20 protein-coding genes and 2 tRNA genes are annotated in these 22,504 nt (G+C 74.0%); 19 read left to right on the top strand and 3 right to left on the bottom strand.

Features of this window, described 5'->3' with window-relative positions; all coding sequences use genetic code 11:
* Positions 1-65 precede the first annotated feature (65 nt).
* The 13 genes from ACZ66Z_RS10040 (at position 66) to ACZ66Z_RS09980 (ending at position 12,828) form a co-directional block, all read left to right on the top strand.
* A complete protein-coding gene (locus ACZ66Z_RS10040) occupies positions 66-1,151 on the top strand; it encodes an ROK family transcriptional regulator (RefSeq protein ID WP_469933566.1) in 1,086 nt (361 codons plus the stop codon).
* Positions 1,152-1,494: 343 nt separating this feature from the next.
* Complete coding sequence (locus ACZ66Z_RS10035; RefSeq protein ID WP_469933493.1) at positions 1,495-2,421, top strand: hypothetical protein; 927 nt, start codon at positions 1,495-1,497, stop codon at positions 2,419-2,421.
* Positions 2,422-2,471: 50 nt separating this feature from the next.
* Positions 2,472-3,230 carry a GntR family transcriptional regulator gene (locus ACZ66Z_RS10030; protein ID WP_469933492.1) on the top strand — a complete coding sequence of 253 codons (759 nt, stop codon included), beginning with the start codon at positions 2,472-2,474 and terminating at the stop codon, positions 3,228-3,230.
* A 114-nt stretch (positions 3,231-3,344) separates the two neighbouring features.
* A complete protein-coding gene (locus ACZ66Z_RS10025) occupies positions 3,345-4,466 on the top strand; it encodes a TIGR03364 family FAD-dependent oxidoreductase (protein WP_469933491.1) in 1,122 nt (373 codons plus the stop codon).
* On the top strand, positions 4,463-5,149 hold the full coding sequence (locus tag ACZ66Z_RS10020) for a phosphonatase-like hydrolase (protein ID WP_469933490.1): 687 nt from the start codon (positions 4,463-4,465) through the stop codon (positions 5,147-5,149). Before ACZ66Z_RS10025 ends, ACZ66Z_RS10020 begins: the two co-directional genes overlap by 4 nt.
* A complete protein-coding gene (locus ACZ66Z_RS10015; RefSeq protein ID WP_469933489.1) occupies positions 5,146-6,198 on the top strand; it encodes an ABC transporter ATP-binding protein in 1,053 nt (350 codons plus the stop codon). Before ACZ66Z_RS10020 ends, ACZ66Z_RS10015 begins: the two co-directional genes overlap by 4 nt.
* Positions 6,191-7,066, top strand: a complete 876-nt coding sequence (locus ACZ66Z_RS10010) for a 2-aminoethylphosphonate ABC transporter permease subunit (RefSeq protein WP_469933488.1) — start codon at positions 6,191-6,193, stop codon at positions 7,064-7,066. Before ACZ66Z_RS10015 ends, ACZ66Z_RS10010 begins: the two co-directional genes overlap by 8 nt.
* Entirely contained in the window at positions 7,053-7,850 is a 798-nt protein-coding gene (locus ACZ66Z_RS10005) for an ABC transporter permease (protein WP_469933487.1), read from the top strand. The genes ACZ66Z_RS10010 and ACZ66Z_RS10005 overlap by 14 nt, the downstream gene beginning before the upstream one ends.
* Before the next feature lie 14 nt (positions 7,851-7,864).
* The gene (locus ACZ66Z_RS10000) at positions 7,865-8,926 is read left to right on the top strand and encodes a 2-aminoethylphosphonate ABC transporter substrate-binding protein (RefSeq protein ID WP_469933486.1); all 1,062 of its coding nucleotides are present in this window, start codon (positions 7,865-7,867) and stop codon (positions 8,924-8,926) included.
* A gap of 133 nt (positions 8,927-9,059) precedes the next feature.
* Positions 9,060-10,613 (top strand): alkaline phosphatase family protein, encoded by a 1,554-nt coding sequence (locus ACZ66Z_RS09995; protein ID WP_469933565.1) that lies wholly within the window; start codon positions 9,060-9,062, stop codon positions 10,611-10,613.
* A 93-nt stretch (positions 10,614-10,706) separates the two neighbouring features.
* Positions 10,707-11,486, top strand: coding sequence for an HAD-IIA family hydrolase (locus tag ACZ66Z_RS09990; RefSeq protein WP_469933485.1), 780 nt, complete (start codon positions 10,707-10,709; stop codon positions 11,484-11,486).
* Positions 11,487-11,560: 74 nt separating this feature from the next.
* On the top strand, positions 11,561-12,163 hold the full coding sequence (locus ACZ66Z_RS09985; protein WP_469933484.1) for a hypothetical protein: 603 nt from the start codon (positions 11,561-11,563) through the stop codon (positions 12,161-12,163).
* 2 nt (positions 12,164-12,165) lie between these two features.
* On the top strand, positions 12,166-12,828 hold the full coding sequence (locus ACZ66Z_RS09980) for a class F sortase (protein ID WP_469933564.1): 663 nt from the start codon (positions 12,166-12,168) through the stop codon (positions 12,826-12,828).
* 87 nt (positions 12,829-12,915) lie between these two features.
* On the opposite strand, the gene ACZ66Z_RS09975 is transcribed toward ACZ66Z_RS09980, so the two are convergent.
* A tRNA-Lys gene (locus ACZ66Z_RS09975) sits at positions 12,916-12,989 on the bottom strand.
* A 184-nt stretch (positions 12,990-13,173) separates the two neighbouring features.
* Between ACZ66Z_RS09975 and ACZ66Z_RS09970 the strand changes: the two genes are divergently transcribed.
* The 6 genes from ACZ66Z_RS09970 to ACZ66Z_RS09945 all read left to right on the top strand — a co-directional run bounded on the left by ACZ66Z_RS09970 (position 13,174) and on the right by ACZ66Z_RS09945 (position 21,416).
* Positions 13,174-14,694: a peptidoglycan-binding protein gene (locus ACZ66Z_RS09970; protein WP_469933483.1), complete on the top strand. Its 1,521-nt coding sequence runs from the start codon at positions 13,174-13,176 to the stop codon at positions 14,692-14,694.
* Positions 14,695-14,720: 26 nt separating this feature from the next.
* A complete protein-coding gene (locus tag ACZ66Z_RS09965) occupies positions 14,721-16,970 on the top strand; it encodes an SPFH domain-containing protein (RefSeq protein WP_469933482.1) in 2,250 nt (749 codons plus the stop codon).
* Positions 16,971-17,099: 129 nt separating this feature from the next.
* Positions 17,100-17,693 carry a lytic polysaccharide monooxygenase auxiliary activity family 9 protein gene (locus ACZ66Z_RS09960; RefSeq protein ID WP_469933481.1) on the top strand — a complete coding sequence of 198 codons (594 nt, stop codon included), beginning with the start codon at positions 17,100-17,102 and terminating at the stop codon, positions 17,691-17,693.
* Positions 17,694-17,774: 81 nt separating this feature from the next.
* The gene (locus tag ACZ66Z_RS09955) at positions 17,775-19,442 is read left to right on the top strand and encodes an AMP-binding protein (protein WP_469933480.1); all 1,668 of its coding nucleotides are present in this window, start codon (positions 17,775-17,777) and stop codon (positions 19,440-19,442) included.
* A gap of 73 nt (positions 19,443-19,515) precedes the next feature.
* Entirely contained in the window at positions 19,516-20,823 is a 1,308-nt protein-coding gene (locus ACZ66Z_RS09950) for a sensor histidine kinase (RefSeq protein ID WP_469933479.1), read from the top strand.
* The gene (locus ACZ66Z_RS09945) at positions 20,754-21,416 is read left to right on the top strand and encodes a response regulator (RefSeq protein ID WP_469933478.1); all 663 of its coding nucleotides are present in this window, start codon (positions 20,754-20,756) and stop codon (positions 21,414-21,416) included. The genes ACZ66Z_RS09950 and ACZ66Z_RS09945 overlap by 70 nt, the downstream gene beginning before the upstream one ends.
* Before the next feature lie 75 nt (positions 21,417-21,491).
* Here the strand turns inward: ACZ66Z_RS09945 and ACZ66Z_RS09940 are convergent.
* Positions 21,492-21,565: transfer RNA gene (locus ACZ66Z_RS09940), tRNA-Lys, on the bottom strand.
* Positions 21,566-21,639: 74 nt separating this feature from the next.
* Complete coding sequence (locus tag ACZ66Z_RS09935) at positions 21,640-22,398, bottom strand: IclR family transcriptional regulator (protein WP_017237127.1); 759 nt, start codon at positions 22,396-22,398, stop codon at positions 21,640-21,642.
* Positions 22,399-22,504 lie beyond the last annotated feature (106 nt).

Genomic DNA, 22,504 nt, shown 5'->3' with positions numbered 1-22,504 from the left:
TCCCACTTAAGCAACGCTGTTGCCGAAGTGCAAGCGACCGCCACAATGGGGGAGTGAGGAAAGACCTGGTGGGAGTCAACGTGCCGGCCCTGCGCAGCCACAACGCCGCGCTCGTGCTCGATCTGCTGCGCACGGCGGGGGAGGGCGGGATCAGCCGCCTGGAGCTGGCGGAGCGGACCGGGCTCACCCCGCAGGCCGTCAGCAAGATCACCGCACGGCTCCGGGCCGAGGGCCTCGCCGCGGAGGCCGGCCACCGCGCCTCGACCGGCGGCAAGCCCCGCACGGTCCTGCGCCTGGAGCCCTCCGCCGCGTACGCCGTCGGCGTGCACCTCGACCGCGACGAGCTGACGGTGCTCCTGACCGACCTCGCGGGCGCGGCCGTCGCCCTGCGCCGCCGCCCCGCGGACCTGGGTGCGGGCCCGGGCCCGGTCCTGGACGCGGTGACGGAGGAGGTGCGGGCGCTGCTCGCCACGGTCCCGGCGGACGAGCGGGGGCCGGACCCCGAGCCCCGCCCCGGGCGGGTCCTCGGTGTCGGGGTCGCCATGCCCGGGCCGCTGGACCATCGCGCCGGGGTGCCCGGCCGGGTGACCGGCTTTCCCGAGTGGGCGGGCCGTCCCGTACGGGACGAGCTGGCAGCCCGCCTCGGGCTGCCCGTCGTCCTCGACAAGGACACCAACGCCGCCGCCCTCGGCCTCGCCCTGCGCCCCGCCGCCCCCGGCTCCTTCGCCTACGTCCACCTCGGTACGGGCCTCGGTGCCGGCCTCGTCCTCGGCGGCGCGCCGCTGCGCGGGGACAGGACCGGGGCGGGCGAGCTCGGCCACCAGACCGTCCGGCTCGACGGCCCGCCGTGCGGCTGCGGCGGGCGCGGCTGTCTGGAGGTCCTGTGCCTGGCGGCCGTCGCGCGCGGCGAACTCGCCGAGGCCGCGCGGATCCTGGGCGTGGGCGCGGCCAACCTCGTCCGGCTCCTCGACATCGACCAGGTCCTCCTGGGCGGCCGGGTGGTGCTGGCCGCGCCCGAGGTCTTCGCGGCGGGGGTCCGGGAGGTGCTGGCCGGCCTCGGCCTGACGGCCCCGGTGGGCCTCGCGACCGGGCGGGACGCCGTGGCGGAGGGAGCGGCGTGGCTGACGCTGGCGCCGGTGTTCGGGAAGTAGCCGAAGTCCCGGGTCTTCGGATCGTCGGGAAGCAGCCGAAGTCCCGGGTCTTCGGATCGTCGGGAAGCCGCCGAAGTCCCGGGTCTTCGGATCGTCGGGAAGCCGCCGAAGTCCCGGGTCTTCGGATCGTCGGGAGGTAGCCGAAGCCCTCGGGTCCTCCGATCGTCGGGAAGCGGCCGAAGCACCCGATCTTCCGATCATCGGAAAGTAGGCCGATCGGGCGGATGTGTCCGTCCCAACGGGGGGCTCCCCCGGCGACGCCGCTTCGCCCGATCCCTCCCGCGTGGCAGCGTCGCCGCCGTTCCCATGCCCTCCAGGACCCAGCAGCAAAGGCGCCCGTCCCATGACCCCTGACCCCCTGCGTCCGCGCGGCGTCCGCGTCGCCGTGGCCGTGGTCGCCGCCACGGCCGCGCCCCTCGTGATCGCCGCCCCGGCCCTCGCCGCCCCCGCGCCCGACCCGCCCGCCCCCGCCTGCGGCACCCCCGACGACGGCGACTTCCCGCTGGACACCCGGATCCACGGGGGGCCGGACGACTATTCGGCGGGCGGGCCGTTCCGGAGCTGGAAGCTCGACCTCACCAACACCACCGACGCCCCCTGCTCGGGCGTGCACCCGGTGCTCGTCCTCACCGACCGCGACCGGGTCCTGCGCCCGGAGCAGATCCGGTTCGAGTTCTACGACGCCGGGTCGGCGCGCTGGCGCCAGGTGGTCTTCGAGTCGACCGAGGACGCGGAGAACGTGGGCGCGTTCACCGGCTTCGGCGGCTTCGCGGTACCGGCGGGCCGGACGCTCACCGTCCCCGTACGCCTGGCGTTCGAGGCGGAGACGGCGCCCGACGAGGTCGTCGTGAACGCGGCGGTCGTGCAGCGCCAGGGCGACGACGGAGACTGGGTCGGCGAGTCCGGCGACTACCGGCTGACCGTGGGCCCCGCCGCGCCCGGCATCCCCACCGCGCCCACCGCGCCCACCGCGCCCACCGCGCCCACCGCGCCCACCGCGTCCACCGCGCCCGCCGCGACCCCCGCACCTGACACGAGCCGCGCGCCCCGTCCCTCGGCGCCGCCCACCGGGAAGAGCCGTCCGCCGACCCCGACCGCCTCCGCCACCCGGAGCCCGGAGAAACCCGCCGACGTGCTGCCGGACCGCGAACTGGCCGGTACGGGAGGGGAGTCGGAGGGGTACGCGCACGTTCTCGTCCCGCTCGCCGCGGGCCTCCTCCTGCTCGGCGCGCTGCTGGTGCGGGTCGCCCGCCGCTCCCGGCACCGCTGAGCCATGCTCCGTACACCTTCCCGTTCATCCCGGTCTGCGACCATCCCCGGATGAACTACCAGACCAGCCCCGGCGCCCCCGTCCGCTCCGGCATCCCCGAGCACGGCCGCGTCCCCAAGTACTACGCCGTCAAGGCCAAGATCGCCCTGATGGTCGACGAGTTGGGGGAGGGCGGGCCGCTGCCCACCGAGCGCGATCTCGCCGTGCGGTACGAGGTGTCCCGCGAGACCGTCCGACAGGCGCTGCGCGAACTGCTCCTCGAAGGACGGCTGCGCCGCCAGGGCCGGGGCACGGTCGTCGCCGGCCCCAAGCTGGAGCAGCCCCTCTCGCTCGCCAGCTACACGGAGGGCGTGCGCCGGCAGGGCCGCCGTCCCGGCCGCAGCCTGATCTCGCTCGAACGCTTCCCCTGCCCGGAGGCGCTCGCCCCCGAGGTCGGCGCCGAACGGGGCGAGCCCGTCTGGCACATGGAGCGCGTGCTGCTCGCCGACGACGAGCGGGTCGGCCTGGAGAGCACGTACGTCTCCGAGGCCCGCGCTCCCCGGCTGGACACCGAGTTCGACCCGGACTCCTCCTTCTACGCCTACCTCCACGACCGGCTCGGCATCTCCTTCGGCGACGCCGACGAGCGCATCGAGACCGTCCTCGCGACCCCGCGCGAGGCCCTGCTCGTCGGCACGCCGCCGGCGCTGCCGATGCTGCTGCTCCACCGCGTCTCCCGGGACACCTCGGGGCGCCCCCTGGAGCGCGTCCGCACGCTCTACCGGGGGGACCGGTTCAGCTTCACCGCCCACCTGGGCCGACAGGGCTGAGCGCACGGGAGATAACGGGACGGTAACGGGTCTGGTCCAAGCTTGTCGGTCCGTTCACCGTCCCGTCGCCCACCGGATCCGTCCGGTCCACCCGCCCCCGCGACCGTCGACGTCATGAAGGTGATCGTCGTAGGAGCCGGCGTGGTGGGAACCATGCACGCCTGGCACGCAGTGGAACGCGGCCACGAGGTCGTACACATCGAGCGCGAGGCCGAGGCGCGCGGGGCCTCCCTCCGCAACTTCGGCCAGATCTGGGTGAGCGGACGGGCCGGCGGCGAGGAGCTCGACACCGCCCTGCGCGCCCGCGAACTGTGGGAGGGCATCGGCGCCCGCGTCCCCGGCCTCGGCTTCCGGGCCATCGGCTCCCTCACCCCCGTGCGCAACGAGCTCGAACGCGCCGTCGCCGAGGCCGCCGTGGCCCGCCCCGACGCCGCCGCCCGCGGCTACAAGCTGCTGACCGCCGACGAGGCGCGCGCGGTCAACCCGGCTCTGCGCGGGGCGTTCGAGGCCGCCCTGTGGTGCGAGCGGGACGCGGCCGTCGAACCGCGCCCCGCCCAGCTCGCCCTCCGCGACGCCCTCCTCGCCACCGGCCGCTACACCTTCCTGCCGAACCGCGAGGTCCGGGACGTCGTCGGAGAGAACGCCGTCCGCGACGACCGGGGCGAGACCCACACCGGCGACGCCGTCGTCCTGTGCACCGGCGCCTGGCTCTCCGGCCTCGTCCGCGAGGTCGCCGGCGAGGTCCCGGTCCGCCGCGTCCGGCTCCAGATGATGCAGACCGACCCCCTCGGCGAACCGCTCACCACCTCCGTCGCCGACGCCGACTCCTTCCGCTACTACCCGGCCTACGCCTCCCCCGCCCTCGACGCCCTCGACGAGGGCCAGGCGCAGGACCCGACCGCCGCCGCCCACAGGATGCAGCTGCTCATGGTGCAGCGGCTCGACGGCGGACTGACCATCGGCGACACCCACGAGTACGAACACCCCTTCGCCTTCGACACCCTCGAAGACCCCTACGAGCACCTCACCCGCGTCGTCGAGTCCTTCCTCGGCCGCCCGCTGCCGAAGATCCGGCGCCGCTGGGCCGGGGTGTACGCGCAGTGCGTCGACACCAGCCGGGTCGTGCACCGCCAGCGGGTCCGCGACGGCGTGTGGCTGGTGACCGGACCCGGCGGACGCGGCATGACCTGCTCGCCCGCCGTCGCCGAGACGACCGCGAACGAACTGGGCTGGTGAACACCGTGAACAAGCAGAACCTCGTCGTCCTGGACATGGCCGGCACGACCGTCGCCGACGGCGGCCTCGTCGAACAGGCCTTCACGGCCGCCGCCGAACGCCTCGGCGAAGACCCGGCCACGATGATCGACCACGTCCGCGCCACCATGGGCGAGTCCAAGATCTCCGTCTTCCGCCACCTCCTCGGCGGCGACGAGACCCGCGCCCGGGAGGCCAACCACGCCTTCGAGACGGCGTACGGAGAGCTGGTCGCCGACGGCCTCGTCGCCCCCGTCCCCGGCGCGGCCGACGCGATCGCCCGGCTGAAGGAGCAGGGCCGGACGGTCGTCCTCACCACCGGCTTCGCCCGCGTCACCCAGGACGCCATCCTCGACGCCCTCGGCTGGCGGGACCTCGTCGAGCTGACCCTCTGCCCGGCGGACGCCGGCGGCCGGGGGCGCCCCTACCCGGACATGGTCCTCGCCGCCCTCCTCCGCACCGGCGCCGTCGACGACGTCCGACAGATCGCGGTCGCCGGCGACACCTCGTACGACATGCTCAGCGGCGTCCGCTCCGGTGCCGGGATCGTCGCCGGCGTCCTCACGGGCGCGCACGACGAGACCGCGCTCAAGGAGCACGGCGCCACGCACGTCCTCTCCTCGGTCGCGGAACTCCCGTCCCTGATGGCGGAGCACGAGGCATGACCAGCGGCATCCGCTTCGACGGCGTCACCGTCACGTACGGCAGCAACACCGTCCTCGACTCCCTCGACCTGACCGTCGAACCCGGCGAGGTCATGGCCCTCCTCGGGCCCTCCGGCTCCGGCAAGACGACCGCGCTGCGGGCCGTCGCCGGCTTCGTCCGGCCGGCCTCCGGGCGGGTGTTCATCGGCGACCGCGACGTCACGGCGCTCCCGCCGTACGAGCGGGGCATCGGCATGGTCGTCCAGCAGTACGCCCTCTTCCCCCACCTCAGGGTGGAGGCCAACGTCGCCTTCGGCCTGAAGGCCCGGAAGGTGCCCAAGGGCGACATCCCGGGGCGGGTCGCCGACGCCCTGGAGACGACCGGGATGGCGGCCTACGCCCAGCGCTACCCCCGCGAGCTCTCCGGCGGCCAGCAGCAGCGCGTCGCCATCGCCCGCGCCCTCGCCGTCCGCCCCGACGTGCTCCTCCTCGACGAGCCGCTCTCCGCGCTCGACGCCCAGCTGCGCTCCGGGATGCTGGCCGAGCTGGCCCGGCTCCACCGCGAACTCCCCGACGTGTCGATCCTGTACGTCACCCACGACCAGGTCGAGGCGCTGACCCTCGCCGACCGGATCGCCGTCATGGACAGGGCCAGGCTCCGGGACTGCGGCACTCCGCAGGACCTGTACCGACGCCCCCGCACGGAGTTCACGGCCTCGTTCGTCGGCAACGCGAACCTGCTGCCGGTGACGGTGGGGGAGAAGGGGGCCGCCTTCGAGGGCGTCACCCTCGACGTCCCCGTCTCCGAGGCCGTCCCCGGCGCCACCGCCACCCTCTGCGTCCGGCCCCACCTCGTGGGCCTCGGCCCCGGGCCGAACGCCCTGAGCGGGCGGATCGCCGAGGTCCAGTGGCGCGGGTCCACGCACCGGCTGTACGTGGAGGTCGGCGGGCACCGGGTGAAGGCGGACGTGCGGGAGCTGCGGGAGACGCCTCCGCTGGGAACCGAGGTGACGGTGCACTTCGCGCCCGAGGACGCGGTGCTGCTGGCGGCGGGGGTGAGCGATGGCTGACGGTGCCGGTCCCGTCGAACGGCGCCCGGCACCGGGGGCCGTGCCCACCCGTTCCGCCCGCGCGGAACGCACGTCCACGACGGCGCTCTGGGCCCTGCCCCCCGTCGCCGTCCTCGCCGTCGTCTTCCTCTACCCGCTCGTCCTCGTCGTCCAGGAGTCCTTCGCCCCCGGGGCGTACGCCGAGGTCTTCGCCTCCGCGTCCTTCCGCGACGCGCTCGTCACCACCGTGTGGCTGGCCGTCGCCTCCACCGTCGGCTGCCTGGTCCTCGGGTTCGTCCTCGCGCTCGTGATCGCGTTCGTGCCCTTCCCCGGCGGGAAGGCGGTGTCGAAGTTCATCGACGTCTTCCTCTCCTTCCCGTCCTTCCTGATCACGCTCGCCCTGCTGTTCCTCTACGGCACGGTCGGCATGGCCAACGGGATCTGGACGGACGTCACCGGGGACCCGGCCGGTCCCTTCCGGTTCCTCACCACCCCGTGGGGCGTCCTCCTCGCCGAGATCACGTACTTCACGCCGTTCGTGATGCGCCCGCTCCTGGCCGCCTTCTCGCAGATGGAGACCGCCCAGCTGGAGGCGGCGTCCTCGCTCGGCGCCCGGCCGCTGCGGATCGTCCGGCAGGTGATCCTTCCCGAGGCGCTGCCCGCGCTCGCCGCCGGCGGCAGCCTCGTCCTCGTCATGTGCCTCAACGAGTTCGGGATCGTCCTCTTCACCGGCGCCAAGGGCGTCACGACCCTCCCGATGCTCGTCCACTCCAAGGCGATCCTCGAATCCGACTACGCCGCCGCCTGCGTCGTCGCCGTCGTCAACGTCGCCCTGTCGGTCGGCCTGTACGTCCTCTACCGGGGGGTGAGCCGCCGTGCTGGTGCATAGCCGTACGGGCCGGTGGACGGCCCGGGCCCTGTTCGCCGTCCTGTTCGTCCCGCTCTTCGCCCTGCCGCTCCTCGTCATCCTCGCCGCCTCGTTCTCCACTCACTGGTCCGGCGCCTTCCCCTCCGGACCCACCACCGCCCACCACACGGCGGCCGTGCGCGGGGAGTCGCTCCAGGCGCTCACCACCAGCCTGGTCACGGCCGTCACCGCGAGCGCGGTCGCACTGACCGTCGGCACCTGGGCCGCGCTCGCCGCGGCCGCCCTGGGGAAGAAGGGCAAGAGGGTCCTCGACGCCCTGTTCGTGCTGCCGGTCGCCGTGCCGTCCGTGGCCGTCGGCCTCGCCGTCCTCGTCGCCTTCTCGCAGCCGCCGATGCTCCTCAACGGCACCCGCTGGATCGTGATCCTCGCGCACACCGTCCTCGTCACGGCCTTCGCCCACCAGTCGGTCTCGGCCGCCCTCCGGCGCCTGGACCCGATGTACGAGCAGGCGGCGGCCAGTCTCGGCGCCCGCCCCTCGTACGTACTCCTCCGGGTGAAGCTCCCGCTCCTGCTGCCGTCCCTGACCGCGGCCGCCGGGCTCTGCTTCGCCCTGTCCATGGGGGAGCTGAGCGCCACGATGATGCTCTACCCGCCGGACTGGACGCCGCTGCCGGTGCTCATCTTCACCGCCACGGACCGCGGCTCCCTGTTCACCGGCTCGGCGCTCGCCGTGGTCCTCATGACCGCGACGCTCCTCGTCCTGCTCGCAGTCTCCCGCATCCGCACCAAAGCCTCGTACCGCTAGGAGAGAACAACGTCATGCTCAAGCACGCCAAGCCGGTCGCCGCCGTCACCGGCGCCCTCGTCCTCGCCGCCGGCCTCACCGCCTGCGACGGCTCCTCCTCCGCCGCCTCCGACGAGAAGGTCGTCACCGTCTACAGCGCCGACGGCCTCAAGGGCGAGGCGGGCGACGGCTGGTACGACAAGGTCTTCGCCGACTTCGAGAAGCAGACCGGCATCAAGGTGAAGTACGTCGAGGGCGGCTCCGGCGAGATGGTGCAGCGCACCCTCCGGGAGAAGAGCAACACCCAGGCCGACGTCCTCGTCACCCTGCCGCCCTTCATCCAGCAGGCCGGCTCCAAGGGACTGCTCCAGTCGTACGAGCCGAAGGGCGCCGACCAGGTCGACGGCGGCGACAAGTCCGGCGACGGCAGCTGGACCTCCGTCGTCAACAACTACTTCGGCTTCGTCCACAACGAGAAGGAGCTCCCCGCGCCCCCGAAGAGCTGGGAGGAGCTGCTCGACGCGAAGTACAAGGACAGGCTGCAGTACTCCACGCCCGGCGTCGCGGGCGACGGCACCGCCGTCCTCGTCAAGGCGATGCACGACTTCGGCGGCAAGGAGCCGGCGATGGAGTACCTGAAGAGGCTCCAGGCCAACAACGTCGGTCCGTCCTCCTCCACCTCCAAGCTCGCCCCGAAGGTGGACAAGGGCGAACTCCTCGTCGCCAACGGCGACGTCCAGATGAACTTCGCCCAGGCCAAGTCCATGCCGAACCTCGGCATCTGGTTCCCGGCCAAGGACGGCGGCAAGCCCACCACCTTCGCCCTGCCGTACGCCGCCGGCCTGGTGAACAAGGCCCCGCACACCGAGAACGGCAAGAAGCTCCTCGACTTCATGCTCAGCGAGGGCGCCCAGCGCGAGGTCAGCGCGATCGGCGGCGGCTTCCCGGCCCGCAAGGACGTCAAGGGCACCGACGCCAACGCCCTCGCACTGGCCGAGCTGATGGAGGGCGTCGAGGTCTTCGAACCGGACTGGGCCGACATCGACAAGAACCTCACCGCGTACGTCGACGCGTGGAAGTCCGCGACCGGAAGCTAAGAGTTCACCGTACGACCCTGGAAAGTCTCCGCATGTAGCGGAAAGATAACGGGTACGGACCAACGCCCCCGAGGAATCGGGGGCGTTGGCGCGTGTTCGTGCCCTCACCGCCCCTCTGACGGAGGACTCCGACATGCCGATCACCGGCATCTCCGCCCCGCTCTCCCGCCGCACCGTGCTCGCCGCCGCCGGTGCCACCGCGGCCGTCGCCGCCACCGGACTCGCCGCCGCCCCCACCGCCCGGGCCGCCACCGTCGCCCCGACGCTCCCGAACGGCACCAGCCGGGACAAGGTGCTCGTCGTCGGCATGGACGGACTGCGGTACGACCGGATCGACGCCGCCCAGGCCCCCACCCTCAAGTCCCTGATGGCGAACGGCACCTACGGCCGCTCCCTGCTCTACGCCGACCCGATGGCCGCCACCTCCTCCGGCCCCGGCTGGTCCACGATCTCCACCGGCGTCTGGCCCGACAAGCACGGCGTGAAGGACAACACCTTCACCGGCCGCGACTACGGCCGGTACCCCGGCTTCCTCGCCCGCCTGAACCAGGTCCGCCCCGGGCTCTCGCTCTTCGCCGCCGTCGACTGGCCCGAGCTCGACACGTACGGCACGGTCACCCCCGGCGCCGACGCCAAGCTCGTCTACGACAACGACTACGCGGTCAACGACCTCACGATCACCGAGATCACCGAGGACGTCCTCCGCAACCAGAACCCCGACGTCCTCTTCGTCTACTTCGGCGAGACCGACGAGATCGGCCACACCCACGGCGCCGCCAGCCCCGAGTACACCGACGCCATCGACGTCCAGGACGGCTACCTCGGCCGGCTCCTCGCCGCGGTCCGGGCCCGCCCCACGTACGCCGACGAGCGCTGGACCGTCATCGTCGCCACCGACCACGGCCACACCGACGCCGGCGGCCACGGCGGCTCCAGCATCGAGGAGCGCCGCACCTTCGTCCTCGCCCAGGGCCCCGGCATCGCCGCCGGCGCCCGCCCCATCGACACCCGTCTCGTCGACGTCGCCGCCACCGTCTTCCAGCAGCTCGGCATCGTCCCCGACCCGGCCTGGGGCCTCGACGGCAAGCCGATCCAGCAGCGCTCCACCGACCCCTTCGACACCCTCTACCCGTCCCTCTCCGGCCGCGTCGACGAGACCGGCATCCCCGCCGGGATCCTCGGCTTCACCCACACCGCGCCCAGCGGCTGGTCCGTCATCAACAACGCCATGGGCACCGGCGGCACGACCGAGTGGCGCGGCTGGTCCTTCGCCACCGACGAGTTCTGGTCCCGCGCCCAGCGCGACCAGTCCCGCGAGCTCAACGTCCGCGCCCGCGGCGTCTTCGCCGTCGCCGACTCCGACGAGTGGGCCGACAAGTCCTTCTCCGGCACGTACGACTCGACCCTGGTCACCCCGGCGTACACCGTCTCCGGTGCGACCTCCGTACGGCTCGACTTCACCACCTTCTACCGCCAGGAGGGCAGCCAGAGCGCCCGGATCCTCGCGAGCTTCAACGGCGGCACCCCCACGCTCGTCAAGAGCTACACCGCCGACGTCGTCTCCCAGCCCCAGTCCCTCACGGTCGCCGTCCCCGCCGGCGCCTCCAGCGTGAGCTTCCGCTTCCGGTACACCGGATCCAACAACTGGTACTGGACGGTCGACGGGGTCAGGATCAGCACATCCTGATTACGCTGGGGGGCGTCGCCACAGCGCTGTCGCGGCGCCCCCAGCACACCGCACGTCCCGTGCGTGCATCCGTACGGCAGGAGTCCCGCACCCATGGCAGAGCGCAAGCCGATCGAATCCTGGCTGACCGACATGGACGGCGTCCTCATCCACGAGGGCGTGCCGATCCCCGGCGCCGACGCGTTCATCAAGAAGCTGCGGGAGACCGGGAAGCCGTTCCTGGTCCTCACCAACAACTCGATCTACACGGCCCGCGACCTCCACGCCCGCCTCGCCCGCATGGGACTCGAAGTCCCCGTCGAGAACATCTGGACCTCGGCCCTCGCCACCGCCAAGTTCCTCGACGACCAGCGCCCCGGCGGCACCGCGTACGTCATCGGCGAGGCCGGCCTCACCACCGCGCTGCACGACATCGGCTACGTCCTCACCGACCACGACCCGGACTACGTGGTGCTCGGCGAGACCCGCACGTACTCCTTCGAGGCGATGACCAAGGCCGTGCGCCTCATCAACGCGGGCGCCCGCTTCATCTGCACCAACCCCGACGAGACCGGCCCCTCCCTGGAGGGCCCGCTCCCGGCCACCGGCTCCGTCGCCGCCCTCATCACGAAGGCCACCGGCAAGGAGCCGTACTTCGCGGGCAAGCCGAACCCGCTCATGATGCGCACCGGCCTCAACGCGATCGGCGCCCACTCCGAGTCCAGCGCGATGATCGGCGACCGGATGGACACCGACATCCTGGCCGGCCTGGAGGCGGGCATGCAGACCTTCCTGGTCCTGACCGGCCTGACGACGCAGACGGAGATCGACCGCTTCCCGTTCCGCCCCTCGAAGATCGTGAAGTCGATCGCGGACCTGGTCGACCGCGTGTAAGGGGCTCCCGAGGACGTCCCTGCGGATGCGAGAAGCGCCGATCCGGGTGACCCTGCCAGTATCAGGAGGTCACGATGCGTTCAGGTTCCACTGCTCTCCGTGCCGCAGGGGCGGCCCTGGTGCTCGTCCTGGCACCCGCGGCCGGCGGCGCGTACGCCCACGACGGGGTGAAGGCCACCGTCACCCCGTCCACCGCCTCGCCCGGCGCCGACGTCGACGTCCGCGTCCAGGGCTGCAAGGGCACGACCGGCGCCGCCACGTCCCCGGCGTTCGTCGCCGACGCGGAACTCACCGGCCGGGACGGCGGGGGCGGCCCGCTGTTCGGCGACACCACGATCCGGTCCGGCCTCGCGGAGGGCACGTACAGGATCGGCGTGACCTGCGACGGGCACCAGCACCGGGACGCCGGCACCGTGCGGGTCCGGCACCACCAGGAGCCCACCCACGAGCCGACCCGGCAGCCGACGCACCACGCGACCCCGATCGCCCCCGTCCGCGCCGGCGGGGGAGGCACCGCCGCCTTCGCCGCACCCGTGGCCCCCGGCGTCGCCCAGACGACCTCCGAGAACGGCCTCGGCACCCCGTACACCCTGCTCGGCCTCGGCATGGCCGCGATCGCCGCCGTCGCGGTCGCCTTCCGCAGCTCCCGCCGCGGCACCGGCGACGACCGCGAGTGACCGTGTCGTCCGGCACCCGCCCGGCGGGCGCCGGGCGCTTCGTCACCGGCCTGGCCTGGGCGGTCCTGTTGTCCGGGCTCTGGCTCTGGGGCCGCGACGCCACCGAGGGCCCCGGCGGCTCCGCGCCGACCACCGGCGACATCGCCGCGGTCGGCCGTCCCCCCGACGTCGAGCTGCCCCCGGCCCGCGACCCGCTCCCGCCCCTCGAACCCCGGCGGGTGGAGGTCCCCTCCCTGGGCATCAGCGCGCCCGTCGTGGCGCGCGGCCTGGACGACACGGGAGCCGTCGACCCGCCGCCCTTCGAGATGCCCCACACGGTCGGCTGGTACGGCTCCGGCACCCGGCCGGGCGCGGCCGGCGCGGCCCTCCTCGTCGGCCACGTCGACACCGAGACCCGCCCGGCCGTCTTCTACGGCCTGAGCGCGGCCCGCCCCGGCGCGAAGGTCCGCGTCACCCGGACGGACGGATCGGTCGCCGAGTTCACCGTCGACGACGTCCGGGTCCTCCCGCGCGAGGACTTCGACCCGGCCAGGGCCTACGGCGCCCGCGACCCCCGCCGCGCCGAGCTGCGCCTGATCACCTGCGGCGGAACCTTCGACCGGGCGACGGGGGCGTACACGGCGAACGTGGTGGTCTCGGCGTACCTGACGGGGGCGGCCACCTGAGGGCCGCCCTCCCGCACCGCCCCTTCCGCAGCGCCCCGAGAAAGACCGAGGCCCCCTCACCATCGGTGAGGGGGCCTCGACTCTGCGTGCGCCGCCAGGGACTCGAACCCCGGACCCGCTGATTAAGAGTCAGCTGCTCTAACCAACTGAGCTAGCGGCGCCTGCTGACAGAGAGAACTCTACCTGACGTGAAGACGTGCTCCTGACCAATACCGACCGTCTCCGGCCTGTCGGATGGTCGTATCAGGCCTTCGATCCGTCAAAATGCGATTTGTCCAGACAGTTGAGACACTGACGCCCGAAACGAGGGTCAGAAAGATCTTGACGAGTGTGGAGGGGAATCGCATGAGCGTGCCGGTCTTCGTGGAGTTCGAACCCGCGACCGACTGCGGCTGCCCGGGCTGTGCCCGGCAGCGGCGTGACCTCGCCCTGGGCCTGCCCGTCCGGGCGGGCGGACACCCGGCGGCACACGGCGCCCGCCGCGCGCTGGTCCTGGTGACGGCGGCGGGCGTGGTGCTGGGCGGGGGCGGGACCGGAGCGGCGACGGCCCTCACCGGTCCGCCCGGCCCCCCCGGCCCACTCGCCCCGGCGGACGCGCCGGGCGCCCCCGCGAGAACGGGCCGGGCGGAAACGGCCCCGACCGAGGCGGGCCCGGCGGAAGTGGCTTCGGCGGAGACGGGCTCGACGGAGGCGGGCCCGGCGGTCCTGAGGGAGCGGGCCGCCGCCCGCTCCCTCGGCTCGACGGGTTCCGCCGGCTCCGCCGACACCCCCTGGCCGGGGCACGACACCCCGCAGGGCGGGCGGGGGCCGCTGCACGGCGCGCCGGGGCCCGGCGCGGACCCGACCCCGATCTCCGTCCCGACGACCAGTCAGATCTCGACGGAGTCGCTGCGGAAGACGACCCGCGCGGAGATCATCAACCGGGCCAAGACGTGGGTCTCCGCACAAGTCCCGTACTCCATGGAGAAGTACTGGTCGGACGGGTACCGCCAGGACTGCTCCGGCTACATCTCCATGGCCTGGAACCTGCGCAGCAACGAGTGGACCGGCAGCCTCGACCGCTTCGCCGAGCGGATCGACCGCACCGAGCTCCAGCCCGGCGACATCCTGCTCTTCCACAACCCGGCCGACCCGACCCGCGGCTCGCACGTCACGATCTTCGGCGGCTGGACCGACTACACCCACACCTCCTACGTCGCCTACGAGCAGACGAAGCCGCGCACGCGGAAGCAGGCGACGCCCCTGGCGTACTGGGAGAACTCCGACCGGTACGTGCCCTACCGCTACAAGGGCGTGGTCAGCGGCAGCACGGGCGGCGGGGCGGAACCGACGCAGGCGACGCCGTTCCCGGGAGCGGGGAGGTTCGGTCCGGGCACGAACAACGCGTACGTCACCCGGCTCGGGCAGCTCCTCGTCGAGCGCGGCGGCAGGAGGTTCTACCGCCAGGGCCCCGGCCCGAAGTGGGGAGGGGCGGACCGCAGGGCGACCCAGGCGTTCCAGCTCGCGCAGGGCTGGAAGGGCGCGGAGGCGGACGGGCTGCCGGGGCCTCACACCTGGCGGCTCCTCGTCTCCGGCGGAGGCAGGGACATCGGCGGTTCGAGTGGTTCGGGCGGTCCGAGCGCGCATGCGACGGGGTTTCCCGGGCGTGGCTCCTTCCGTCCGGGCCAATCCAACGCATATGTGGAGAAGCTGGGCAAACAACTGGTGAAGCGGGGCTTCGGCAAGCACTACCTGTCGGGACCCGGTCCGCGCTGGACGGAGGCGGACCGCCGCAACGTCGAGGCGTTCCAGCGGGCACAGGGCTGGCGCGGCGGAGCGGCCGACGGCTACCCGGGCCCGGAGACCTGGCGGCGTTTGTTCCGATGAACCCGAGAGCATGAGGTGGACCCCGAATGACGGCATCGACCCCGAACCCCGCGGACTCCGGCGCGGCGGCCTCGCGTGACGCGGCCCGCACGGCCAGACGCCTGACGGACGGCACCCTCCCGCGCACCTCCCCACCGGTCCAGGACCGCCCCCTGCCCACCCCGAAACCGGACCGGGGGCAGGGTACGGAGCCCGACCGTGAGCCGGGCACGGCGCCGGACCCGGAGTCGGGCACGGCGCCGGACCCGGAGTCGGGCAAGGGGCCGGACCCGGAGTCGGGCAAGGGGCCGGACCCGGAGTCGGGCAAGGGGCCGGACCCGGAGTCGGGCAAGGGGCCGGACCCGGAGTCGGGCACGGCACCGGGGTCCCCGGCAGGGTCGACGCCGGTCGGGGAGGGGGAGACGCCGGCGGAACCCGCCGCGACGGGGCCCGCGTCCGGTGCGGCACCGGTGACCCCGGTGACCCCGGTGACCCCGGTGACCCCGGTGACCCCGGTGACCCCGACGGGTGCGCCGGGGCTGCCCCCGGCCGGGCCCGCGCCCGACGCGACGGGACCCGCTGCGGCGGGGCCGGTGTCCGGCACGGCGTCGAAGACAGCGGTTCCGGCGGACTCCGCGCCCGGCTCGGGGGCGGTGATCCCCGCCGGGTCTGGGCCCGTGCCCGTCCCGGAGGTCTCGGCGGCGACCGAACCCGCGTGCGTCCCGGAGGCGTCGGTCCCGGCCGGGCCCGCCTCCGGCGAGATGCCCGCCGTCGCGAGCGGCTCCGTTCCCGGCGCGTCGGCGGCGCCCCCGGCTCCCGTCGCCCCGGCTCCCGTCGCCCCGGCTCCCGTCGCCCCGGCTCCCGACCGCCCCGCCGAGAAGACCGCCGACGAAAGCGGCGACAAGCCCCCCGCCCCGGCCCCCGCCCCTGCCCTCCTCCCCGCCCTCACCCTTGCCCCCGCCCCCGACGCGCTCGACTTCCGGCGGATCAGCGGGGCGCGGATCGGTACCGTCGCGGTGCCCGTCGCCGCCGTGGTGCGGGTGGCGCGGCGGAAGAACGTGATCGGGGCCGAGACCGCCGGCTCCATCCCGGTGCACCTGCTCTTCCGGGACGAGCCGGGGACCGCCGCCCCCCTCGCGGCGGACGGCGACAACGGGCCCGACACGATCTCCATGGTCGTGCCGACCCCGCCGGCGGTGGGCCGCAAGCCCGCCATCCCGGCCCCGTCGAAGGTCCAGGCGACGCCGGCCAAACCGGACCCCGCGCCCCGGACCGGGCCGGACTCCACGAAGCAGCCGCGGTTCCGCGCCCCGGCCCGTCCGCTCCCCGAGGGCGGGCCGGAACCCCGGCCGAGGTCGAAGGCCGCCGCCCCGCGCCCCGTGCCCACCGCCGATCCCGCGCTCGTGGAGCGTCCCGCCCAGGTGCTGCCCGGGTGGGTCGGAGTGGTCGCCGGGGCGCTGGCGATCGCCTGGTGCGCGGGGATCGTGTGGTGGGTCGGGGCGGTGCCCGCCGAGGCGGCGCGGATGCTGCGGCTGCCGACGCGTCCGTACCACGGCATCCCCCTCGGCCAGTGGGCCCTCCTGGCCCTGGGCGTGGTGCTCGCGCTGTTCTCGCTGGGAGGTCTCGGCCGGGGCCGGGTCGGTTACGCCTGGGTGCTGTCCCTGTTCGGCGACTACCGCGGCACGGTCCGCCGCACGGGCCTGGTGTGGGTCAGTCCGCTGCTGCTCCGCCGTCGGGTGGACGTCCGGCTGCGGCACTGGCGCAGCGAGCCGCTGTCGGCGGTGGACGCGAAGGGCACCGCGCTCGACGTGACCGTCCTGGTGGTGTGGCGGGTGCGGGACACGGTCCGGGCGGTGCTCGGGGTCGACGGGCACGAGGACTACCTGCGGGAGCAGGTGGAGGCGGCGATGGCCCGGGTGCTGTCGCAGCTTCCGGCGGACGCGTTCCACGAGGACGCCCCGACGCTGCGGGACGCGGAGGCGGTCGGCGAGGCCCTGACGCGGATGCTGTCGGCGGAGTGCGCGCCGGTCGGCGTGGACGTGTTCTCGGCGCAGCCGACGCGCATCGAGTACGCGCCGGAGGTGGCGGCGGCGATGCGCCGGCGCCGGATCGCGGCGATCGACGCGAAGCACCGGGACAGCGTGTTGACCTCGGTGGTGGACGCGGTGGACGACGTGGTCCACCGGCTGACCAGTCGTGGTCTGGTGGAGCTGGACGACTACGAGCGCAAGGCGCTGGTCAAGGACCTGACGGTGGCGTTCTGCACGGGCAGGACGGGGCCGGTCGAGGGGGCGTGAGGGGGATGGACACGGCCGACGTCCGTCCATACCTTGGTACTTGGTCCAGACCAAAGTACGAGTGAAGCAGTACCCGTACGCGCGCGCACGGCCCACCGGAACTCCCCCACGTTCTCCTGGAGCGACAGCATGCGCAAAAAGTCAGTCGGGGCGGCGGTGGTGGCGCTCGGCGTCGCCGGCGTCACCCTCCTGGGCACCGGCACCGCCGGCAGCCACGGCTACACCGACTCGCCGATCAGCCGTCAGAAGCTCTGCGCCAACGGCACCGTGACGAACTGCGGCCCCATCCAGTGGGAGCCGCAGTCGGTCGAGGGGCCGAAGGGCTTTCCCGCCGCCGGTCCCGCCGACGGGAAGATCTGCTCCGCCGGGCTCTCGCAGTTCGCACAGCTCGACGACCCGCGGGGCGGAGCCTGGCCCGCCACCCGGCTCACGGCGGGGCAGAGCTACGGCTTCCGCTGGCAGTTCACGGCCCGTCACCGCACCACCGACTTCAAGTACTACATCACCAGGAACGGCTGGGACCCGACGCAGAAGCTGACGCGGGCCGCGCTCGACCCCCAGCCGTTCCTGACCGTCCCCTACAACAACCAGCAGCCGCCGGCGACGCTCTCGCACTCCGGGACGATCCCGGCGGGCAAGACGGGCCGGCACCTGATCCTGGCGGTGTGGACGATCGCGGACACCGCGAACGCCTTCTACGCCTGCTCGGACGTCACGTTCTGACGGGCCGGTTCCGACAGGTCGGTTCCGACGGTTCGGTTCCGACGGTTCAGTTCTGACGAGCCGTCAGTTATGGTCCGGCCCATGAGGAGCGCGGACACCGTCGCGGAGCTCGTACGGCGCCAGTGGGGCGACCACCGGACCGGTCTGAGGGACGAGCACCACACCCTCACCCACCACCAGGTCGCCGCGGGCGCCGCCGCGCGGGCCGCACTGCTCGTGGACCTGATCACCGCCGTGCCGGGGGGTGAGCCACACCTCGGCATCCTGCTCGACAACACGCCGGAGTACCCGCTCTGGCTCGGCGCGGCGGCCCTCGCGGGGGCCGCCGTCGCCGGAATCAACCCCACCCGGCGCGGTCCCGAACTCGCCCGGGACATCCTCCACACCGAGTGCCGGATCCTCGTCACCCAGCGCGCCCACCTGCCGCTCCTCGACGGGCTCGCGCTGCCGGGCCTGCGGATCCTGGTCACGGACACCGAGGCCTACCGGGAACTCCTCGCCCCCTACGGGGACGCCCGGCCGGGCGACGCCGCCCTCGGCCCCGTGCGTCCCGACAGCCGCTTCCTGCTCTCCTTCACCTCCGGTTCGACGGGCGCGCCGAAGGCGGCCCTGTGCAGCCAGGGGCGCCTGGCCGCCGCCGGCGCCTCCCTCGTCTCCCACTTCGGGGTCGGCCGGGACGACGTCCACTACGTCTGCATGCCGATGTTCCACGGCAACGCCGTGATCGCCGACTGGGCGCCCGCGCTCGCCGCCGGGGCCGGGGTGGCGCTGCGGGCCCGCTTCTCGGCCTCCCGCTTCCTTCCCGACGTGCGCCGCTTCGGCGCCACGTACTTCACCTACGTGGGCCGGGCCGTGCAGTACCTCCTCGCCACCCCGCCCGGCCCCGACGACCGCGCGCACCCGCTGCGGCTCGGCTTCGGCACGGAGGCGGGGGCGGCGGACGCGGCCCGCTTCCGGGAACGCTTCGGGGTCCCGCTCGTGGAGGGGTACGGCTCCTCCGAGGGCGGCGCGGCGATCCAGCGGACCCCGGACACGCCGACGGGCGCGATCGGCCGGGCGGCACCGGGCGACGACCTGGCGGTCGTCGCCGCCGACACCGGCGAGGAGTGCGCCCCGGCCCGCTTCTCGCCCACGGGCCGGCTCCTCAACGCCGCCGAGGCGGTCGGCGAGCTCGTCAACCGGGGCCGCTCGCCCTTCGAGGGCTACTGGCGCAACCCCGAGGCGGAGGCGGCCCGGCTGCGCGGCGGCTGGTACTGGACCGGCGACCTCTTCTACCGGGACGCGGACGGCTTCCTCTACTTCGCGGGCCGTACGGACGACCGCCTGCGGGTCGACGGCGAGAACCTGGCCGCGGCGATGATCGAACACATCCTCGCCCGCTGGGACCGGGCGGCGGGGGTCGCGGTCTACGCGATACCGGACCCGGTGACGGGCGACCAGGTCATGGCGGCGCTGGCCCTGCGGGAGGGCGGGGCCTTCGACCCGGCGGCCTTCGCCGACTTCCTGGCCGTCCAGGCGGACCTGGGCACGAAGATGGCGCCGCGGTTCGTCCGCGTGACGCGGGAGCTGCCCCTCACGGCCACGAACAAGATCCACCGGGTGGCCCTGCGCCGGGCGGGCTTCCACTGCGAGGACCCGGTCTGGTGGCGACGGGGCCCGGGGGCCTCCTACGAGCTCCTGACCCCGTCGGCGAGGGAGGCCCTCCGCGCGGAGTACGCCCGCCACGGCCGCACCCCGCCCGCCGGGTAGGCCCGGCCCCACCCCCGCGACACCCCCCAGCCCCCTCGTCCCGCCCCCGCCCCCGCGCCTACCGTGGCCGTTCATGGACCCCCGTACCCCTTGGCAGGCACTCACCCGTCCCCGCTTCCCGCTCGGGCCATGGCCCTGGAGGGCCGTCGGATACCTCGCGTCCGGAGGGCTCGTCGGGGCCGCGGCCGGGGCCGTGCTCCTGGTGCTCGGGGTGTTCTCGCTGTTCCTCGTCGGGCTGCCGCCGCTCCTCCTCTCCGGGCTCGCCCTCGGCCGCGCCGAGCGCCTGCGGCTCCGCCTCGTCGACCTGGACCCCGTCCCCGACCCGCACCGCGTCCCCGCCGCGCCCGGCCTGGCCGCCTGGCTCCGGACCCGGGTGGCGGAGCAGGCCACCTGGCGGGAGCTCGCGTACGCCCTGCTGCTCGCCACCGTCCTGTGGCCGCTCGACCTCCTCGTCCTCGCCGTGGGCGTCGGCCTGCCCCTCGCCCTCCTCGGCGCCCCCCTCCAGCTCGCCGTGGACGGCCACGAGGCCAAGGTCGTCAAGGCGTACCTCGTCACCTCCCCTCCCGAGGCCCTCGCCGCCGCCCTCCTCGGCGCCGTCCTCCTCGTCGCCCTCGCCTACCCCCTCGCCGCCGTCGCCGGCGCCCGCGCCGCCCTCGCCCGCGCCCTGCTCACCCCGCGCGAGACCGGGCGGCCGGGCGCGATCGGCGAGGTCATCGCCTCCCGCGCCCGACTCGTCGACGCCTTCGAGGCCGAGCGGCGCCGCATCGAGCGCGACCTGCACGACGGGGCCCAGCAGCGCCTGGTCGCCCTCACCATGACCCTGGGCCTGGCCCGGCTCGACGCCCCGCCCGGCGGCCCGCTCGCCGAGCAGCTGGCCAAGGCACACGCCGAGGCCGGACAGGTCCTGACGGAGCTCCGCGAGCTGATCCACGGCATCCATCCGCAGGTCCTCGCCGACTACGGGCTCGGCCCGGCGCTCGCCGACGCCGCCGACCGCTCCGCCGTCCCCGTCGACACCGACGTCGACGCGCTGCCCAGGCTGCCCGCGAGCGTCGAGAGCGCCGGGTACTTCGCCGGCTGCGAGGCCCTCGCCAACATCGGCAAGCACAGCGGCGCCCGCCGGGCGCGGATCACCGCCCGGCACACGGGCGGTGCCCTGCGGCTCGACGTCGAGGACGACGGGCACGGCGGCGCGGACCCGGCCCGCGGCTCCGGTCTCACCGGACTCGCCGACCGGATGGCCGTCCTCGATGGCACACTGACGATCATGAGCCCGCCGGGCGGGCCGACCCTCCTGAGAGTGGAGATCCCGTGTCCCGCACTGCCGACAGGCTCCGCGTCGTCCTCGCCGAGGACGGCGTCCTCCTCCGGGAGGGACTGATCGGACTCCTGGCCCGCTTCGGCCACGAGGTCGTCGCCGCCGTCGGTGACGCCGACGCGCTCCGCGAGGCGGTCGCCGCCCACGAGCCCGACATCGTCGTGACCGACGTCCGGATGCCGCCCGGTTTCCAGGACGAGGGCCTGCGCGCGGCGGTCGCGCTCCGTGCCGAGCGGCCGGCCCTGCCGGTCCTGGTCCTCAGCCAGTACGTGCAGCGCAGCTACGCCGCCGACCTCCTCGACGCGGGCGACGGCACCGGCGTCGGCTATCTCCTGAAGGACCGGGTCGGGCAGGTGGAGGAGTTCGCGGACGCCCTGACCAGGGTCGCGGCCGGCGGCACGGTCGTCGACCCGGAGGTCGTACGGCAGCTGCTGCGCCGGCACCGGGACCCGCTGGGGGCGCTGACCCCGCGCGAGCGCGAGGTCCTGGGCCTCGTCGCGGAGGGACGTTCCAACGGGGCGATCGCCCGCCGTCTGGTCGTGACCGAGGCCGCCGTCGGCAAGCACATCGGCAACATCCTGGCGAAGCTGGACCTGCCGCCGGCCGAGGACACCCACCGCCGGGTCCTCGCCGTCCTCACCTACCTCCGGGCATGACCGGTCCCGCGGGCCCCGGAAGGCCCCCGGCATGCGAGAAGGCCCCTCACCGAAGTGAGGGGCCTTCCCCGTCTGTGCGCCGCCAGGGACTCGAACCCCGGACCCGCTGATTAAGAGTCAGCTGCTCTAACCAACTGAGCTAGCGGCGCCTGCTGACAGAGAAAATACTACCCGGTCCCGGGGGGTGCTCCCGACCACCCCGGGACCGCGTCCGTCCCCGGCCTCAGATCGCCAGCGAGAGCACCACCGGAGCGGCTCGCCGGTTGAGCGTGTCCGCCGCCGCGCGCAGCCGGTGGGCGTGCTCGATCGGCAGGGAGAGCGCCAGGCAGCCCACGGCCGAGCCCGCCGTCAGCGGGACGGCCGCGCAGACCGTGCCCACCGCGTACTCCTGGAGGTCGAGCACGGGGACGGTCGCCGGCTGGCTGTCGAGCTTCGAGAAGAGGATTCGCTCGCTGGTGATCGTCCGGGAGGTCAGCCGGGCGATCTTGTGCCGGGAGAGGTGGTCCCGGCGGCCGTTCTGGTCGAGCTGGGTGAGCAGGCACTTGCCGACCGCGCTGGCGTGCGCGGCCGAGCGGAAGTCCACCCACTCGTTGACCTTGGGCGTGCGCGGGCCGTCGGCGAACTGGGTGATCTTCACCTCGCCGTCGATGTACCGGCTGATGTAGACCGCCGCGCCGACGGAGTCCCGGAGCTCGGTCAGGGTCTCCTGGAGCTTGGCCTCCAGGGCTTCGCGGCGGGTCAGGCCGGAGCCGAGGAGGACGAGGGAGTCCCCGATCACGTACGCGCCGTCGGCGACCTGCTCGACGTACCCCTCGCGGCGGAGCATGAGGAGCAGTGAGGACAGGTGGGCGACGGGCAGGCCGGTCTCGCGCGCGATCTGGACGTCTGTCACTCCGCCGCCGTGCCGTGAGACCGTCTCGAGGACGCGCAGGGCGTATTGCACCGAGTGGAACGGCGCGGTGGGCTCGGGCTTCAGCGCCACGGTTTCCCCCTACCAGGTTGTGACCGCAAGCTTTCGTACCACGATAACCGCCAAGGGCCTTTCACGGGGCGGCTGTTGGCGAGAATGATGCGGCGGACCGGGCCCC

This window comes from Streptomyces sp. NPDC107498, from assembly GCF_055582805.1.
This window is presented reverse-complemented; position numbering and strand designations above follow the sequence as displayed.